Annotated in this window: 17 protein-coding genes; 13 read left to right on the forward strand and 4 right to left on the reverse strand. The window is 73.9% G+C overall.

The window, feature by feature from the left end; translation table 11 throughout:
- The first annotated feature begins 37 nt into the window (after positions 1–37).
- The 4 genes from DER29_RS31000 to DER29_RS31015 all read left to right on the forward strand — a co-directional run bounded on the left by DER29_RS31000 (position 38) and on the right by DER29_RS31015 (position 4075).
- Positions 38–1204, forward strand: a complete 1167-nt coding sequence (locus DER29_RS31000; protein WP_121401164.1) for a carbohydrate-binding protein — start codon at positions 38–40, stop codon at positions 1202–1204.
- Positions 1205–1302: 98 nt separating this feature from the next.
- Positions 1303–2025, forward strand: a complete 723-nt coding sequence (locus DER29_RS31005; RefSeq protein WP_121401165.1) for an SDR family NAD(P)-dependent oxidoreductase — start codon at positions 1303–1305, stop codon at positions 2023–2025.
- An 11-nt stretch (positions 2026–2036) separates the two neighbouring features.
- Positions 2037–3257 (forward strand): acetyl-CoA C-acetyltransferase, encoded by a 1221-nt coding sequence (locus DER29_RS31010; RefSeq protein WP_121401166.1) that lies wholly within the window; start codon positions 2037–2039, stop codon positions 3255–3257.
- Positions 3257–4075, forward strand: a complete 819-nt coding sequence (locus tag DER29_RS31015; RefSeq protein ID WP_121401167.1) for an SDR family NAD(P)-dependent oxidoreductase — start codon at positions 3257–3259, stop codon at positions 4073–4075. The genes DER29_RS31010 and DER29_RS31015 overlap by 1 nt, the downstream gene beginning before the upstream one ends.
- An 86-nt stretch (positions 4076–4161) precedes the next feature.
- Here the strand turns inward: DER29_RS31015 and DER29_RS31020 are convergent, their stop codons facing one another.
- Positions 4162–4758 (reverse strand): TetR/AcrR family transcriptional regulator, encoded by a 597-nt coding sequence (locus DER29_RS31020; RefSeq protein ID WP_121401168.1) that lies wholly within the window; start codon positions 4756–4758, stop codon positions 4162–4164.
- Between the two features lie 252 nt (positions 4759–5010).
- Here DER29_RS31020 and DER29_RS34370 point away from each other — a divergent pair, with 252 nt between their 5' ends.
- Genes DER29_RS34370 through DER29_RS31030 form a run of 3 tightly spaced genes read left to right on the forward strand, consistent with a single transcriptional unit; the run spans position 5011 to position 7500 of the window.
- A complete protein-coding gene (locus DER29_RS34370) occupies positions 5011–5184 on the forward strand; it encodes a hypothetical protein (protein WP_158619120.1) in 174 nt (57 codons plus the stop codon).
- A complete protein-coding gene (locus DER29_RS31025) occupies positions 5181–5915 on the forward strand; it encodes an SDR family NAD(P)-dependent oxidoreductase (protein WP_121401169.1) in 735 nt (244 codons plus the stop codon). Before DER29_RS34370 ends, DER29_RS31025 begins: the two co-directional genes overlap by 4 nt.
- Entirely contained in the window at positions 5908–7500 is a 1593-nt protein-coding gene (locus DER29_RS31030; protein ID WP_148710152.1) for a class I adenylate-forming enzyme family protein, read from the forward strand. The genes DER29_RS31025 and DER29_RS31030 overlap by 8 nt, the downstream gene beginning before the upstream one ends.
- A gap of 79 nt (positions 7501–7579) precedes the next feature.
- Here DER29_RS31030 and DER29_RS31035 read toward each other — a convergent pair whose 3' ends face one another.
- On the reverse strand, positions 7580–7981 hold the full coding sequence (locus DER29_RS31035) for a thioesterase family protein (RefSeq protein WP_121401171.1): 402 nt from the start codon (positions 7979–7981) through the stop codon (positions 7580–7582).
- A 76-nt stretch (positions 7982–8057) separates the two neighbouring features.
- Here DER29_RS31035 and DER29_RS31040 point away from each other — a divergent pair, with 76 nt between their 5' ends.
- Positions 8058–9686, forward strand: a complete 1629-nt coding sequence (locus tag DER29_RS31040) for a class I adenylate-forming enzyme family protein (RefSeq protein WP_199729622.1) — start codon at positions 8058–8060, stop codon at positions 9684–9686.
- A 101-nt stretch (positions 9687–9787) separates the two neighbouring features.
- Here the strand turns inward: DER29_RS31040 and DER29_RS31045 are convergent, their stop codons facing one another.
- Together DER29_RS31045 and DER29_RS31050 are read right to left on the reverse strand one after the other, a co-directional pair.
- Positions 9788–11305 carry a class I adenylate-forming enzyme family protein gene (locus DER29_RS31045; RefSeq protein ID WP_121401172.1) on the reverse strand — a complete coding sequence of 506 codons (1518 nt, stop codon included), beginning with the start codon at positions 11303–11305 and terminating at the stop codon, positions 9788–9790.
- Positions 11302–12441, reverse strand: a complete 1140-nt coding sequence (locus DER29_RS31050) for a zinc-binding dehydrogenase (protein WP_121401173.1) — start codon at positions 12439–12441, stop codon at positions 11302–11304. The genes DER29_RS31045 and DER29_RS31050 overlap by 4 nt, the downstream gene beginning before the upstream one ends.
- A gap of 97 nt (positions 12442–12538) precedes the next feature.
- On the opposite strand from DER29_RS31050, the gene DER29_RS31055 reads away from it, so the two are divergent.
- From DER29_RS31055 to DER29_RS31075, 5 genes are read left to right on the forward strand one after another with little or no spacing between them, the layout of a single operon-like run.
- Positions 12539–13108 carry a 2-oxoacid:acceptor oxidoreductase family protein gene (locus tag DER29_RS31055; RefSeq protein WP_121401174.1) on the forward strand — a complete coding sequence of 190 codons (570 nt, stop codon included), beginning with the start codon at positions 12539–12541 and terminating at the stop codon, positions 13106–13108.
- Entirely contained in the window at positions 13105–14184 is a 1080-nt protein-coding gene (locus tag DER29_RS31060; RefSeq protein ID WP_121401175.1) for a hypothetical protein, read from the forward strand. Before DER29_RS31055 ends, DER29_RS31060 begins: the two co-directional genes overlap by 4 nt.
- Positions 14181–14963 carry a thiamine pyrophosphate-dependent enzyme gene (locus DER29_RS31065; RefSeq protein ID WP_121401176.1) on the forward strand — a complete coding sequence of 261 codons (783 nt, stop codon included), beginning with the start codon at positions 14181–14183 and terminating at the stop codon, positions 14961–14963. The genes DER29_RS31060 and DER29_RS31065 overlap by 4 nt, the downstream gene beginning before the upstream one ends.
- A complete protein-coding gene (locus tag DER29_RS31070) occupies positions 14960–15691 on the forward strand; it encodes a GntR family transcriptional regulator (protein WP_121401177.1) in 732 nt (243 codons plus the stop codon). The genes DER29_RS31065 and DER29_RS31070 overlap by 4 nt, the downstream gene beginning before the upstream one ends.
- Entirely contained in the window at positions 15688–15936 is a 249-nt protein-coding gene (locus DER29_RS31075) for a 4Fe-4S dicluster domain-containing protein (RefSeq protein WP_121401178.1), read from the forward strand. Before DER29_RS31070 ends, DER29_RS31075 begins: the two co-directional genes overlap by 4 nt.
- The last annotated feature ends 222 nt before the right edge of the window (positions 15937–16158 follow it).

Here is a 16158-nt window from a genome sequence, read left to right on the forward strand (position 1 = left end):
GCGTACCCCTTTCCCTCCCACCGTGAGGAGACCCCCCATGTCACGGAGATCCCGCGCGGCCATCGCCGCCGCGTCGGCGGCACTCACCGCCGTCGCCGCGTTCGCCGCATTCGGCCCCGGTGGCAGCGCCGCCGCCGCGGCCGAAGCCTGCGGCGTGCTGTTCGACGACTTCGCGTACGCGTCGTCGGCCGACCCCGCGCTGCCCGCCCGCAACTGGACGGTGCGCACCAACGCCGGCGGCCCCGGCGTGCCGGGCGCCTCGTGGCCGGCGTCCAACATCTCGTTCCCGACCTCCGGCGGGCAGAAGGTGCTCCAGCTCGCCGCCTCCACGGACGGGACGGCCGCCGGCACCAGCCACGCCGAACTGTTCCAGCGCCGGGCGTTCTTCGAGGGCACGTACGCGGCCCGGGTGCGCTTCGCCGACGCGCCGGTCGCCGGCAACGACGGCGATCGGCTCGTCGAGACGTTCTTCACGATCACCCCGCTCGACCGTCCGATGGACCCGAACTACGGCGAGATCGACTTCGAGTACCTACCCAACGGCGGGTGGGGCGAACAGGGCCCGATCTTCTACCAGACCACCTGGGAGACGTACCAGAACGAGCCCTGGGTGGCCGACAACACCCACACCGCGCAGCGCCGCAGCTTCGACGGCTGGCACGACCTGCTGTTCACCGTCTCCCAGGGCCGGGTGAAGTACTACGTCGACGGTCAGCAGGTGGCCGATCACGGCGACCGGTACTACCCGGAGACGCCGATGTCGATCAACTTCAACCTGTGGTTCATCGATCTGGCCACCCACACCGGCGGGCGCAGCACCTACCATCAGCAGGTCGACTGGCTGTACTTTGCCGACCGGCAGGTGCTCACGCCGGCCGAGGTGGCGGCGCGGGTGGCCGGCCAGCGGTCCGCCGGCACCACCCACACCGACACCGTCGGCGCGGGCGGCGCCTGCCCCACGACGCCGCCCAGCACGTCGTCGCCGTCGCCCACCGGCGTGCCGTCCTCGCCGCCGCCGTCGTCCCCGCCCCCCTCGTCGCCGCCGCCGGTGAACTGTGCAGGCGCGCCGAACTGGGACCGGGGCACGGTGTACCTCGGCGGCCAGCGGGTGCGGCACAACGGCCGGCTCTGGCAGGCGAACTGGTGGACGCTCGGCTCCGAGCCGGGGCTCACCGCGCAGTGGCGCGACCTCGGCCCCTGCTGACCCCGTGACGGGCCGCCGCCGTCACCAGGGCGGCGGCGGCCTGCGGCGGTCGCGGGGCGGCCGTTGTCATCTGACCAAGCGCTTGTTAGGTTGACGGTATGGAGTTCGCTTTCCCGGCCGGCGCCACCGTCGTCGTCACCGGTGCCGGCAGCGGGATCGGCCGGGCGACCGCGCTGCTGGCCGCCCGGGTCGGCCTGCGGGTGGCGGCCTGGGACCTGGCCGGCGACGCGGTGACCGGCACCGCCGACGAGATCACCGCCGCCGGCGGCAGCGCCGTCGCGCGGGTGGTCGACGTGGCCGATCCGGTGGCGGTGCGAGGCGCGTTCGTCGCCGGCGGCCCGGCCACGTACCTGGTCAACAACGCCGGCCCGGCCAGCAGCGCCGACCTCGGCTTCGACCGGGCGCTCGCGCTCACCGTGGGCAGCGTGCGGACGGTCACCGACGCCTGGCTGGCCAGCCGGCCGGGTGACGGAGCGGCGGTGGTCAACATCGCGTCGGTCGCCGGCAACCTGGTCGGCACCGACTCCGCCTGGTACTGCGCGGGAAAGGCGGCCATCGCCGGCTACACCCGGCACCTGGCCACCCGGCTCGCCCCGGCGGTGCGGGCCAACACCGTCGCGCCCGGTCTGATCGACACCCCGCGTACGGCCGGGTTCGCCGCCTCCGGGTTGGGCCGGGACCTCGTGGCCCGCAACCCGATGGGGCGGGCCGGCCGGCCGGAGGAGGTCGCCGGCGCGGTGCTCTTCCTGCTCTCCCCGCTCGCCAGCTACCTCAACGGCGTGCTGCTGCCGGTCGACGGCGGCTGGATGGTCACTCAGTAAGGGGGCAACCGATGCCAGAAGCCGTCATCGTCGCCGCGGCCCGCTCACCGATCGGGCGGGCCGGCAAGGGCTCGCTGGTCGGCGTGCGCGCCGACGACCTGATCGCCGACATCGCCCGTGCGGCCCTGGCGCAGGTTCCCGCGCTGGACCCGCGGACGCTGGACGACGTACTGCTCGGTTGCGCCCAGCCGGCCGGCGAGCAGGGCTACAACCTGGCCCGGATGCTCGCCCTGCGGCTCGGCCTGGACGGGGTGCCCGGCGCCGTGGTGCAGCGTTACTGCGCCTCGTCGGTGCAGACCACCCGGATGGCTCTGCACGCGATCAGGGCGGGGGAGGGGCACGCCTTCCTCTCGGCCGGGGTGGAGATGGTCTCCCGCTACGACCGGGGCAAGGCCGACGGCATGCCCGGCACCCACCACCCCCGCTACGCCGTCGCCGAGGAGCGCACCGCCGCCCGTGCCCGGGGCGGTGGCGCGGACTGGTCCGACCCGCGGTCCGCCGGTGCCGAGCCGGACGTCTACATCGCCATGGGACACACCGCCGAGAACGTGGCCCAGCACTGCGGGGTCAGCCGCCGGGAGCAGGACGAGTTCGCCGTCCGCAGCCAGAACCTGGCCGAGAAGGCGACCATGGACGGTTTCTGGGCCACCGACATCACTCCGGTGACCCTGCCCGACGGCACGGTCGTCGACCGTGACGACGGCCCGCGTGCGGGCGTCACCCTGGAGAAGGTCGGCGCCCTGAAACCGGTCTTCCGGCCGGACGGCACGGTCACCGCGGCGAACTGTTGCCCGCTCAACGACGGCGCCGCCGCGCTGGTGGTGCTCAGCGACACCCGCGCCCGCGAGCTCGGTCAGACCCCCCTGGCCCGGGTGGTCGCCACCGGAGTCTCCGCGCTCAGTCCGGAGATCATGGGCCTCGGCCCGGTGCAGGCCACCCAGCGGGCGCTGGCCAACGCCGGGCTCACCATCGGCGACATCGACCTGGTGGAGATGAACGAGGCGTTCGCGGCCCAGGTGATCCCGAGCTACCGGATGCTCGGCATCGACCTGGACCGGCTCAACGTCCACGGCGGAGCGATCGCGGTCGGGCACCCGTTCGGCATGACCGGGGCCCGGATGACCACCACCCTGATCAACGCGCTGCGCTTCCGCGACCGGCAGTTCGGGCTGGTCACCATGTGCACTGCCGGCGGACAGGGAATGGCGCTGATCATCGAGCGGCTCTCGTGATGCCGGGCGTGCTGGCCGGCAAGGCCGTCGTGATCACCGGCGCGGGGCGTGGCCTCGGCGAGGCCTACGCCCGGCTCGCCGCCGCCGAGGGCGCCTCGGTGGTGGTCAACGATGTCGACACGGCGGCCGCCGCGTCGGTGGCCGGGGCGATCGGGGCGCTGGCCGACGACTCGGACGTCGCCACCTGGACCGGAGCCGGCCGGTTGATCGACAACTGTCGTCGCGCGTACGGGCGGGTGGACGGACTGGTCAACAACGCCGGGCTGTTCCGGCTGGCCGGTCCCCGGGAGCAGGACCCGGAGGAGTTCCGCCGGGTGCTGGAGGTGAACCTGCTCGGCACCGCCTACTGCGGACTGCACGCGATCCGCGCGATGCTGGAGCAGGGCGGCGCCGGTTCGGTGGTGAACGTGACCTCCGGCTCCCAGTCCGGCACTGCCGCCCTCGCCGCGTACGGTGCCAGCAAGGGGGGCGTCGCCTCGCTGACCTGGTGCTGGGCGGCGGACCTGGCCGACACGGAGGTACGCGTCAACGCGGTCTCGCCCAATGCGCACACCCGGATGGCGGACGCCTTCGAGCGGCATCTGGGCGCCCGGGCCCGCGGGCAGAACGTGGGCAAGTCGCCGGCGAGCAACGCGCCGGCCGTCGTGCACCTGCTCTCCGACGCGGCGGCGGGGATCTCGGGCCGGATCGTCCGGGTCGACGGCGACGAACTGTCGCTGGTGCAGCCGCCGCGCACGGCCGTCGCCGTACGGCTGCCGGAGTGGACGGTCGCGGCGGTGGCCGAGGCGTTCGCCGGTGACCTGCGCCAGCAGCCGTGACCGGGCCCGGCCGGGAGCCGAGAGTCCGGCCGGGAGCCGTGAGGTCTGGCCGGAGCTGCCCGAAGCCTGGCCGGCGCCGGTAGCCGTCAGTCCTTGGGGCGGCTGATCAGGCCGTCCAGGAAGAGTGACGTGCAGTCCTCGGCCAGGCTGGAGATCGGGTGGTCCGCGCTGGGCTTGAACCAGCGGACGGACAACCACACCGCGTCCCGCATCAGGCGGTAGAGGATCTTCGGATCGACGTCGGCCCGGAAGGTGCCCTCCGCGATGCCCGCCTCGATCACCGTGAGCCAGACGTTCTGCACCTGGCGGCCGGCGTTGCGCAGGTAGTCGAACCGGTCGAACTGGAGCAGGAAGTTGACGTCGTTCTGGTAGATCTCGGTGGCGTGCGGGTGCGCCTCGACCACCTCGAGGGAGGCGACGATCAGGTCGTGCAGGCGCTGGCGGGCGTCGATCTCCTCGGCCAGGACCTGCTCGTACCGGTGCTGGAGGTCCTTGAGGAAGGAGGAGACGATCTCGTCGACCATCGTCTCCTTGGAGTCGAAGTGGTGGTAGAGGCTGCCGGAGAGGATGCCGACGTCGTCGGCGATCTGCCGGACCGTGGTCGCCGCCACGCCCTTCCTGGCGAACAGTGCGGCGGCACTGGCGAGGATCGCCTCGCGCCGGACTCCAGGCTCTCGCGCCATGTTTTCTCACAGACGGACTCGACGGAACAGGGGCCTTGGTCGTTGGACGTCCGACGGGTCCTCCCGCCGGACGGCCTCCGGAGTGTACCGGCGGCATCGACAGGTCGTGCCGCTCGTCGTACAGGGTAGCGTAACCAACCAAGCGCTTGGTAAGTTGCTCCACGTGCCTCCGGGGATCGAGTTGCGCTGACGTGCGCCGACCGGTGGGGGCGACCGCGGACGGCCGGGCGGACCGGCGGCGAGAAGGCGGCGATGGCTGACGAGCGGATGACCCAGGACGACGTCGTGACGGAGCTACGCCCCGCAACGACCGTCGCGACCGGTGGCGGGGTACTGGTCCAGCCGAACCGGTCGGTGCGCGACGCCGCCACCCGGGGCGGCACGACCGTGGACGGCCCGCCCCGTGGCGGTGCGGTGGACCGATGAACGGCCGGTACGAGGGCAGGGTCGCGCTGGTCACCGGCGCCGCCAGCGGGCTGGGCCGGGCCACGGCCCGCCGACTCGCGGCCGAGGGTGCCCGGGTCGCCTGCCTCGACCTGCTCGCCGACGACGCCGACCTCGGCCCGGCCGGCCTGGCGATCGCGGTTGACGTCCGGGACGAGGCGGGCATCGCCGAGGCGGTCGACCGGGCGGTCGACTGGGGCGGTGGCATCGACCTGGTGGTGACCGCCGCCGGGGTCGCCTCCTTCGGCCACACCACCGACGTCGCGCTCGCCGAGTGGGACCGGTTGCTGGCGGTCAACCTGACCGGCACCTTCCTGACCGCGCGGGCGGCGCTGCCGCACCTGAGCGCGCGGCGGGGCGCGCTGGTCACGGTCGCGTCCCTGGCCGGAGTGCGGGGCTACCGGTACAGCGCCGCCTACTCGGCGGCCAAGGGCGGGGTGGTCGCGTTGACCCGGGCGCTCGCCGTGGAGTACGCGCTCACCGGGGTCCGGGTCACCTGCGTCTGCCCCGGGTCGATCGACACGGCGTTGACCCGGAACCTGACGCCCGTGCCGGGGGCCGACCCACGACTGCTGGCACACGGCCGGGCACTGGTCGACCCGCCGGTGTCCCAGCCGGAGGAGATCGCCGCCGCGGTCGCCTATCTCGGTTCACCGGAGGCGAGGTTCGCCACCGGAGCGGTGCTGCGAATGGACGGTGGGGCAGGTGTCTGAGTTCTCCTCGGCGACGATCGAGCGGTACTACGCCGACGGTTCGTGGGACGCCGACACGATCGGCGACCTGGTGGCGCGCAACGCCGTCGCCGCGCCGGACGGGATCGCCTTCCACGCCCCGGAGGGGGCGCTGACCTGGCGCGAGTACGACGCGGCGGCGACCCGGCTGGCCGGGGCGTACGTGCTCGCCGGCTGGGCGCCGGGGCAGCCGCTGGCCGTGCTGCTCACCGGTGGCGCGCTCACCCACGTCGCGTACCTGGCCGCGCAGCGGGCCGGCCTGGTGACGGTGGGGCTGAGCCCTCGCGCCGGGGACGCCGAGATCAGCCATCTGCTGCGGCACACCGGCGCGGTCGCGCTGGTCAGCCGGTCCCGTCACCGGGGACGACCCGCCGGGGAGATCGCCCGGCTCACCGGGGCTCCCGAGCACCTGGAACTGGACCTGGTCGACGCGGTGCCGGTGCTGCGCCGGGCCGGCGTACCGCTCACGGTGCCGACGGTGGCGCAGGCCGTCGGGCTGCTCGCCGGCCGGGGTCTCGGCCCGGACGACCTGTTCTTCCTCAACTCCACCTCGGGCACCACCGGGCGGCCCAAGTGCGTGCGGCAGAGCATGAACGTGCGCAAGTACTTCGCCGCGCTGGCCGCCGAGGCCGGGGCGTTCGGCTCGGAGGAGGTGGTGCTGAGCGCGCTGCCCGCACCGTACGGCTTCGGGCTCTGGAGTGCCCACGTCATGCCCGCCCGGTACGGGTTCACCACGGTGCTGAGCGCCGAGTTCGACCCGGCCGGGACGCTGGACCTGCTCGAACGGCACCGGGTGACCGTTCTCGCCGCCGTGACCAGCCAGTTCATCATGATGTTGAACCACGAGTCGTTCGCCCGGCGTGACCTCGGCTCGCTGCGGGTGCTCTTCACCGGCGGAGAGCGGGTGCCGCGGCACCGGGCGGAGGAGTTCGAGGAGCGGACCGGCTGCGCGGTCCTGCAGTTCTACGGCTCGAACGAGGCCGGGCCGATCTCGGTGACCCGGGTGGCCGACCCTCGTCCGGCGCGGCTGGGGACGGCCGGTCGGCCGGTGCCGGCGATGCGGCTACGCCTGCTCGACCCAAACGGTGACCCGGTGACCGAGGGGCCGGGCCAGGTGGCGGTGAACGGTCCCGGCTGCACCTCCGGGTACTTCCGGGACGAGCCGGCCAACCACCTGCTGTTCCGGCCGGACGGCTGGCTGCGCACCGGGGACCTGGGGCGGCTGGACGCCGACGGGTACCTCTCGATCACCGGGCGGACGGCGGACTTCATCATCCGGGGCGGGCACAACGTGAGCGCGCCGGTGGTCGAGGAGGCCGTGGGCGGGCATCCGGGCGTGGCCCAGGTCGCGGTGGTCGGCATGCCCGACGACGTGCTGGGGGAGCGGGTCTGTGCCTTCGTGGTCACCCGCGACGGTGTCGGGCTGACCCTGGACGAGTTGCGGGTCCACCTGGAGGCGGCGGGCGTTTCCAAGGTCAACTGGCCGGAGCGGCTGGTCGGGCTGCCCGTGCTGCCACTGGGCGCCGGTGGCAAGGTCGACAAGTCGGCCCTGCGGGCGCTGCTCTGAGCGGTCGACGGCGGGCCGGCCCGTCGGGTGCGGTGTCGGCGACGGCGCGGGTCGCGACGGACGGCGGCCGTGGGCCGGCTCAGTGCCCGACGGCCCGGATCAGGGTCTGGGTGACCTGGCCGTCGCCGACGGTTCGTCCGCCGACCGACGCGGTCACGTCGAAGGTGACTCGTCGGCCGGCCACGACGGCGACCGTCGCCACCACGTCCACCCGTTCCCCGGCCAGGGCCGGGGAACGGTGGTGCACCCCGATCCAGGTGCCGACCGAGGCGGCGCCGGGGGTGAGGCGGGGACGCAGGATGTCGGCGGCGGTGTCCTCCAGCAGCCCGATCAGGGCCGGGGTGGAGAGCACCGACGGGGCGCCGGGCACGTGGTCGGTGAGCATTCCCGCGCCGACCTCGAACGACCGGTGGGTCCGGTCGCCGGGCTCGACCGCCACGGTCAACAGGTCGGCCGCCGCCGAGGTCCGCCAGATCCGCATTCCGCCTCCTTGACACGTCTCGCTGTCCGGCCACAGAATGCCATAAACAAGCGCTTGTTTGGTAGGGGTGGTGCAGGTGAACCAGGTCTCGGCTCTCTATCCACCCGGGACGGCCCCGGACCCCGGCAGCGCCCACGAGCGCTACGTCGCGGACCGGCTGGCCGAGGTGGGTCGCTGGGGCGCCGACACCCTGGTCGACCGGGTACGCCGGCACGCCGGCGCCATCGGCGAACGGCCCGCCTTCGTCGCCGGCACCGAGCGGGTCAGTTGGCGGCAGCTCGACGACCTCTCCGACCGGCTCGCCGCGGTACTGCTCCGCCAGGGCCTCGCCCGGGGCGAGCGGGTCGGGGTGCTGCTCCCCGACGGGGTGCTGGTGCACGTCGCGTACCTGGCGGCGCTGAAGGCCGGCGTCGTGGTGGTGGCGGTCGGGCCGCGCGCCGGTCGGCTGGAGGTCCGGCACCTGCTCACCGTCAGCGGCGCCACCGCGCTGGTCAGTCTCGCCGAGCACCGCGGGATTCCGGCCGCCGAGCTGGTGGACGGGCTGCCGTTGACCGTACGGCTGGAGTTGCCGGCGACGCTGGCCGACGTAAGTTGGCCGGCGCCGACGGACGCCGAGCGTCGACTGATCGCCGGGCGGACCCTCGGCCTGGGCGAGATCCACCTGCTCAACGGCACCTCCGGGACCACCGGCATGCCCAAGTGCGTCGTGCACAACCAGAACCGGTGGATGTACTACCACCACCTCGCCGTCGACGCGGGCGCGCTCACCGGCGACGACGTCTTCCTCACCCTGATTCCCGCCCCGTACGGCTTCGCCCAGTGGACGGCCAACTTCACGCCCACCCTGCTCGGCGCGCCGACCGTGGTGATGCCCAGGTTCAGTGCCACCGGCGCGCTGGAGTTGATCGAGCGGGAACGGGTCACCGTGCTCTGCTGCGTCAGCACGCAGTTCATCATGATGCTCAACGCCGACCCGGGCCGGTACGACCTCAGCTCGCTGCGGTGCATGTTCACCGGTGGCGAGGCGGTGCCGTTCGAGCGGGCGGCCGACTTCGAGCGTCGTACCGGTGCCCAGGTGCTGCAGTTCTTCGGCTCGAACGAGACCGGGGCGCTGTCTCGTACCACTGTGGACGACTGGATCGACGCCCGGCTGCGCACGGCGGGCCGGGTGATCGACGAGATGCGGGTACGGCTCCTCGCCGAGGACGGCACCGACGTCACCGCCACGGGTGGCCCCGGGCAGGCGGCCTGCGCCGGCCCGGCCACCTGCCTGGGCTACTTCGCCGACCCGGAGGCCAACGAGCGCCTCTTCACCCCGGACGGCTGGATGCTGACGGGGGACATCTGCACCGCCGACGAGCGGGGCTACCTGCGGGTGGTCGACCGCAAGCAGGACTTCATCATCCGGGGCGGCAAGAACGTCAGCGCGGCGGCGGTCGAGGACCAGGTCGGCACCCACCCGGCGGTCGCCCTGGTGGCGGCGGTGGCGGTGCCCGATCCGACGTACGGCGAGCGGGTCTGCGCGGTGGTGGTGCCGCATCCCGGGGCCACGCTGGACCTGGACGGGCTGCGGGCGCACCTCGCCGAGCGGGGGGTGTCCCCGGAGAACTGGCCGGAGCGGCTGGAACTCGTCGACGAACTGCCGCGCGGCTCCGGCGGCAAGATCGCCAAGGCCGAGCTGCGCGCGCGGCTGCGCGCCGGCTGACCGGCGACACTCCGGGCGCTGACACCACCCGGGAGCCGGGCCCACCGCCTTGACCCGGAGCGACCCGCCCCGGTCGCGCCGCGCGCCCCGCCTGGCCCCGGCTACGGCAGTTGGCCGGCCACGTTCCGCAGCGACTCGCGGATCCGGGACCGCTGCACCTGCCCGGTGGCCGGGGTACGCGGGATGCTGGGCAGCACGACCACCCGGCGCGGCTGCTTGAAGCCGGCCAGCCGGCCGGCCACGTGGCGGCGTACCGCGTCGACCTCCGGCGCAGCGGCGCCCGGCGCCAGCACCAGCACCGCGCAGACCACCTCGCCCCAACGACCGTCCGGCAATCCGATGACGGCCACGTCGACGACGCCGGCCAGGCCGTGCAGGGCCGCCTCCACCTCGACCGGGGAGACCGACTCGCCCCCGGTCCGGATGACCTCCCGGGCCCGGCCGGTCAGGTAGAGGTATCCGTCCTCGTCGAGCCAGCCGAGGTCGCCGGAGCGGTACGCGCCGTCCGGCAGCGCCGCCGCGGTCTCGACGGGCAGCCGGTGGTACCCGGACATCAGCGCCGGCCCGGTCACCTGGACCTCGCCGATCCGACCGGCGCCCCCCGCCGCCACCCAGAGCGCACCCGGGAAGGCTGGCCGTCCCACACTGCCCGGCCGGCGCGCGAGGTCCGTGTCGTGCAGCGCCGCCATCCGACCGGCCTCGGTGGAGCCGTACAGGATGGTCGTGGTGCTTGCCGGCAGCCGGCGCTTGATCCGGTCGACCAGCTCGGCCGGCACGGCCGAGGTGCCGGTGTCGGCGTGCCGCAGCGCGGAGAGGTCCGCCCGGTGGTGTTCTGGATCGAGCAGCCGTTCCCAGACCGCCGGGATGCAGTAGAGCGCCGACGGGTGTTCGGTGCGGACCACGTCGATGAGCGCGACCGCGTCGGCCCGGGGTACCAGGTGCACGGCCGTCCGGTTCTGCCACGCCTCCAGCACGTAGTGCCAGCCGCCGTAGTGGTAGAGCGGGAAGCTGCAGAGCACCCCGCCCGAGCCCTGGATCCCGGTGGTGAAGGTGCCGCCGCCGGGGGAGGCCCGCAGCCAGCTCGCCCGGTGGCTGACCAGCGCGCCCTTCGGCTGGCCGGTGCTGCCGCTGGTCAGGTAGATGATGTGCGGGTCGGTGTCCGCCAGCCGGTCGGCGCCGGCCGGCGCGGTGGCCGAGGCGCGCGCGGTGAGCGCATCCAGATCGCTACCCCCACCCGAGGTGGCACCGACCCGGGCGAACGGCACCCCGGACAGCGTCCCGGCCGGACCGTCGGGCCGGTCGCTGACGAACAGCCGGGGCTCCAGGTAGGCCAGCACCGCCTCGGCCTCCGTGGCGGACAGGGCCGGGTTGACGGGCACGAAGACGGCGCCGAGGCGGGCGCAGCCCAAAAAACCGTCGAGGGTACGCAGGGTCGGCGCGGTCGACCAGGCCACCCGGTCGCCGGCCCGCACCCCCAGCCCGGCGAGCGCGTTCGCGGTCCGGTTCGCCTGCCGGTCCAGCTCGCCGAAGGTGATCCGCCGCCCGCGCAGGGTGGCCGCCACGGCGGTCGGTGTCATCCGGGCGGTCAGCCGGACGATCTCCCCGATCAGCAGGCTCACGGCCGCCCCCAGTCGACGTCGAGCCGGACCTGGACCGGATTGATCGCCCCGTGCGCGGCCTTGTCCCGGGTGATCCGCACCGCCTCGGGTATCGCCTCGATCCCGGTCGACCAGTGGGTGATCAGCGGCTCCACCTCGACGTCGCCCCGGGCGACCAGGCGCAGGGCGTGTGTGAAGACGCTACCGGAGGGGGAGTAGCCGCCGGCTCCGGAGCGGGGGTGCAGCAGGGAGACCGACCGTTCGCGCAGCAGACCGAGGGGCGCCGGCACGTCGTCCGGCAGCACCGAGACGCCGACGACCCGACCGCCCCGGCGGGCGCAGCGGGCGGCCAGCTCCAGGGTGTCCGCACCGGACAGCCCGAGCCCCGGCGACCCGCCGGCCGTCTCGATCACCACGTCGGCGCCGATCCCGTCGGTCGCGTCGTGGACCGCCGCCAGCACCGGGTCCGCTGCGGCGGCACCGGCCGCCGCGGCGTCGATGACCAGATCGGCCCCGAACCGCCGGGCCAGGGCGAGTTTGGCGGGGCTCCGGCCGCTGACCGCGACCAGGCCGGCGTTGCCCCGGCGGGCGACCTGGACCGCCAGCAGGCCCATCACCCCGGCGCCGAGGACCAGCACCGTCTCGCCCGGCGCGACGGCGGCCAGCGCGTGCGCGTGCAGCGCCCCGGCCAGCGGTTGGATCGCCGCCGCGGCCGCCGCACTCACCCCGGGTGGGACGGGCACCACGGCCGTCTCAGGTACGACCAGTCGTTCGGCCAGGGCACCCGGCCGGGTGAACCCGATGAACTCGGGCCGGACGCAGGCGTCGGTGCGGCCGTTGCGGCAGGCCGCGCAGTGTCCACAGACCAGGGTCTCGACGGCGGTGACCCGGTCACCCGGCCGGTACCGGCGCACCCCGGGGCCGACCGCCCGCACCACGCCGCAGAACTCGTGGCCGCCGAAGCGGACCGGCCCGGTGGCCAGCGCGTCGGCCAGCCGTCGGTGCAGGGCGACCGGTTCGCCGGCGATCAGCATGCACTCGGTCACGCTCGGCTGTACGCAGCAGATGTCGACCAGCACCTCGCCCGGCCCGGCCTGCGGATCGGGCACCTCCTCGACCCGGAGGTCTCCGAAGCCGTGCAGAACAGCGGCGCGCATCGTGTTCCTCTCGACGGCTCGTACCCTGCCCTTGTCTCGCGGTTAGATTTTGTATTCAATATCCAAACCAGGTCAAGTGCCGAACTCAGGAGGACGCATGGAGCGGGAACTCGTGGTCACCGGGGTCGGTGGCCAGGGCATCCAGTTGCTCGCCAAGACCCTCGCCCTCGCCGCGACCCGCGCGGGGCGCTACGCCATGCTCACCGCCGACTACGGCGGCGAGATGCGCGGCGGCCCGTCCCGGGCCGGTGTGGTGATCGGTGACGAGCCGCTGCGGAGCCTGCCGGTGCTCGCCGCCGCCTGGTCGGCGATCGTCGTGCACCACCGGTTCAGCGGGCCGGCCCTGGCCCGGCTGCGCCCCGGTGGACCGGCCGTCGTCAACGTCCCGCTGGTCGACCCGGGCAGCCTGCCGGCGATGACGGTGCATCCGGTGGACGCCACCGCCGTGGCGAAGTCGGTCGACGCGCCGCAGGCGATCGGTTTCGTCCTGCTCGGGGCGTACAACGCGGTGACCGGAGTGGTCGACCCGGCCGCCCTGGTCGAGGCGATGACCGAGTTGCTGCCGCCGTACCGCCGCCAGCACGCCCCGGCCAACGCCCGCGCGCTCGCGGCCGGCGCCGCCGTGCCGGTCGTGCCGGTCGGCGCCACGGTGGGGGTGTCGTCGTGACCCGGGAGCTGCTGGAGGGCAGCGCCGCCATCGCCGCCGCCGCGATCACGGCCGGCTGCCGCTTCTTCGCCGGCTACCCGATGTCGCCGTTCACCGGGCTGCTGGAGAGCATGTCGCGCGAACTGCCGGCGGTCGGTGGGGTCTGCGTCAACGCCGAGAGCGAGATCGAGGGCGCGAACATGGTGCTCGGCGCCGCCGCGGCCGGCACCCGGTCGGCCACCGGCTCCTGCGGGCAGGGGATCGCGCTGATGCAGGAGACGATCGCCGAGGCGGCGCTCAACGAGACCCCGTTCGTCGTCTTCAACATGGCCCGCAACCAGCAGGACTACTTCCAGTGCACCCGGGGCGGCGGCTGGGGCGACTACCGGACCATCACCCTCGCGCCGAAGGACGTGACCGAGGCGGTCGAGCACACCCAGTTGCTGTTCCATCTCGCCGAGCTGCACCGCGCGCCGGTGATCCTCTACGGCGACCCGTTGATCGCCCAGACCCGGATCTCCGTCACCGTGGCGCCTCGCGACTACGGGCCGTTGCCGGCGCGGGACTGGGTGCTCGACGGCACCGGTGGCGGCACCGGCCGCTCCCGCCAGGTCTGGACCTGGGCCATGGGCAAGGCCACCGACCCCGGGCCCGGACCGGACCGGCACTGGCGGGCCGTCGCCGACAAGTTCGACGCCATCGCCGGCGTCGAGGCCCGGTTCGAGCAGGCGTACGTCGACGACGCCGAGACGGTCGTGGTGGCCTTCGGCACGGCGGCGCTCTTCGTCGAGTACGTGGTCGAGGAACTGCGCGCCGAGGGGCACCGGATCGGCTGGTTCCGCCCGGTGTCGCTCTGGCCGTTCCCGGGGGAGGCGCTGGCCGCCGCCACCACCGGCGCCCGCCGGGTGCTGGTGTTCGAGCTCAACGCCGGCCAGATGCTCGACGACGTACGCATCCACGCCGCCGACCGGTCGGTCGTCCGGTTCATCGGCGGGGTCAGCATCGCCGAGTCCGGCCTCGCCTACGGCGACCTGATGGACGCCCCGGTCATCCGCGACCGGATCCTCGCCGCGCTCACCGGAGGTGTCCCCGCATGACCCGGGAACAGATCATCATCGACACCAGCGGCCCGCCCGCCGGGCCCGCCCGCAAGGTGGCTGACCCGAAACCGTCGCTGCTGCTCGGCGAGCACTCGCTCTGTCCCGGCTGCGGCGAGCCGGTCGCCCTGCGGCTGCTGCTGGAGGTGTTGCAGGAACTCGACATCGTGCAGCGGACGATCGGAGTGGTCGGGCACGGCTGCTACGGCAGCTTCGTGCGGATCATGGACGTCGACGTGCTCCAGTGCCTGCACGGACGGGCGCCCTCCTGCGCCACCGGCATCAAGCGGGTCCGCCCGGAATGCGCCGTCTTCACCATGCAGGGCGACGGCGACATGGCCAACGAGGGGTTGCAGGAGGTGCTGCACGCCGCCGCCCGGGGGGAACGGATCACCTGCGTCCTGCTCAACAACGGCGTCTTCGGCGACACCGGTGGCCAGCTCACCGCGACCACCGTGCTCGGTCAACGGACCAAGACCAGCCTCGCCGGTCGGGAGGCGGAGACGCACGGGTACCCGATCCCGGTCGCCGACCTGGTCGCCAGCCTCCAGGGGACGGCGTACGTCGCCCGGGGCACGGTCTCCACCGCCGGCGGGGTGGCGCAGACCAGGCGGATGCTGCGTAAGGCCTTCGAGGCGCAGCTCGCCGGTGCCGGGTTCAGCCTGGTGGAGATCCTCACCATGTGCCCCACCGGGTGGTTCGTCCCCACCGCCGAGGGGCCCGGCTACCTTGGCGGGTCACTGGAACAGACCTATCCACTGGGGGAGTTGGTCACATGACGCCGCTGGTACGGGCGAAGGCGGGCGAGGCCGTCGCCGGCTACATCCTGGGGCTGCTGTTCGACGGCACGCTGCGCAGCGGGGACCGGATCGACCTCGACGGCATCGCCACGACGCTGGGTGTCAGCCGGGTGCCGGTCCGGGAGGGGCTGATGCAGCTGGAACGGGACGGCCTGGTCAGCATGCCGCACTACCGGGGCGCGTTCGTGGCCGAGTTCGACGCCGGCACGGTGCGCGAGGCGTTCGAGCTGTACGGCATGCTCAGCGCCCTGACCAGCAGTCGGGCCGCCGCCTCGGGGGACGCCGGGCTACGCGAGACGCTCGACAAGCTGATCGAGGCGCTGGTCGACTGCGGCCAGGTGGACGAGTTCGAACGGCTGGCTCGTGAGTTCCGCAAGGTGGTCAATCTCGCCGCCGCCGGCCCGCACCTGCGCGCGCTGCTGCGTACCTTCAGCGGGCTGGTGCCGGTCGCGGCGAGGTTCTCGATCGAGGACGCGATGGACGACGAGCGGGCGGCGCTGTGTCGCGAACACGCCGCGCTGGTCGCCGGGGATCCCGAGGCCGCTGCCGCGGCGAGCCTCGACCACGTGCTCATGACCGCCGAGAACGCCGTGCGGGCGTTGCGCCGGCGCGGGGTGTTCACGGCGGAGACGCCACCGCCCGCGGCCGGGGAGAGCGACCGGTTGCTCGGCATCGTGCAGGCGACGAGGGGAGGAGCCCGCCCGTGACGACGCAGGAGGGCCCGGCCAGGGCCAGCCGGGGCACCCTGATCATCGACACCGAGAAGTGCAAGGGCTGTGACCTCTGCGTCCTGGCCTGCCCGCCCCAGGTGCTGGTGATGTCCGCCGAGGTCAACGAGAAGGGCTACCGGTTTCCCGAGTTGACCCCGGGCTGCACCGGCTGCACCGCCTGCCAGATGGTCTGCCCCGACTTCGTCTTCTCCGTCTACCGACTGACCCCGGTCACCCGCTGACCGGCGAACTCCGCCGGCACGAGATCCCACCGGCCCGGGTACCCGCCACAGCGGGCGCCCGGGCCGGGTCGTGGCTGGCCTGCGCGTTGCCCCTCGGCGCGCGGATGACCGACCGCCGGCAGGTCGGTGGGCGCTGCCGGGACGACGGCCTGGTGGTGGTCGTCGTCGACCTGGCCGGTACCCGGCTGCTCGGCCGGATTCCGGAGCCGCCCGCCTGGCCGC

This window comes from Micromonospora sp. M71_S20, from assembly GCF_003664255.1.
Taxonomy (GTDB): domain Bacteria; phylum Actinomycetota; class Actinomycetes; order Mycobacteriales; family Micromonosporaceae; genus Micromonospora.

Bases quoted from the DNA above. Each gene is read 5' to 3' on its own strand.
- DER29_RS31050 (WP_121401173.1), bottom strand. From the start codon at position 12,441: ATGCGCGCCGCTGTTCTGCACGGCTTCGGAGACCTCCGGGTCGAGGAG.
- DER29_RS31035 (WP_121401171.1), bottom strand. From the start codon at position 7,981: ATGCGGATCTGGCGGACCTCGGCGGCGGCCGACCTGTTGACCGTGGCG.
- DER29_RS31005 (WP_121401165.1), top strand. From the start codon at position 1,303: ATGGAGTTCGCTTTCCCGGCCGGCGCCACCGTCGTCGTCACCGGTGCC.
- DER29_RS31070 (WP_121401177.1), top strand. From the start codon at position 14,960: ATGACGCCGCTGGTACGGGCGAAGGCGGGCGAGGCCGTCGCCGGCTAC.
- DER29_RS31055 (WP_121401174.1), top strand. From the start codon at position 12,539: ATGGAGCGGGAACTCGTGGTCACCGGGGTCGGTGGCCAGGGCATCCAG.
- DER29_RS31020 (WP_121401168.1), bottom strand. From the start codon at position 4,758: ATGGCGCGAGAGCCTGGAGTCCGGCGCGAGGCGATCCTCGCCAGTGCC.
- DER29_RS31010 (WP_121401166.1), top strand. From the start codon at position 2,037: ATGCCAGAAGCCGTCATCGTCGCCGCGGCCCGCTCACCGATCGGGCGG.
- DER29_RS31000 (WP_121401164.1), top strand. From the start codon at position 38: ATGTCACGGAGATCCCGCGCGGCCATCGCCGCCGCGTCGGCGGCACTC.
- DER29_RS34370 (WP_158619120.1), top strand. From the start codon at position 5,011: ATGGCTGACGAGCGGATGACCCAGGACGACGTCGTGACGGAGCTACGC.
- DER29_RS31065 (WP_121401176.1), top strand. From the start codon at position 14,181: ATGACCCGGGAACAGATCATCATCGACACCAGCGGCCCGCCCGCCGGG.
- DER29_RS31025 (WP_121401169.1), top strand. From the start codon at position 5,181: ATGAACGGCCGGTACGAGGGCAGGGTCGCGCTGGTCACCGGCGCCGCC.
- DER29_RS31015 (WP_121401167.1), top strand. From the start codon at position 3,257: ATGCCGGGCGTGCTGGCCGGCAAGGCCGTCGTGATCACCGGCGCGGGG.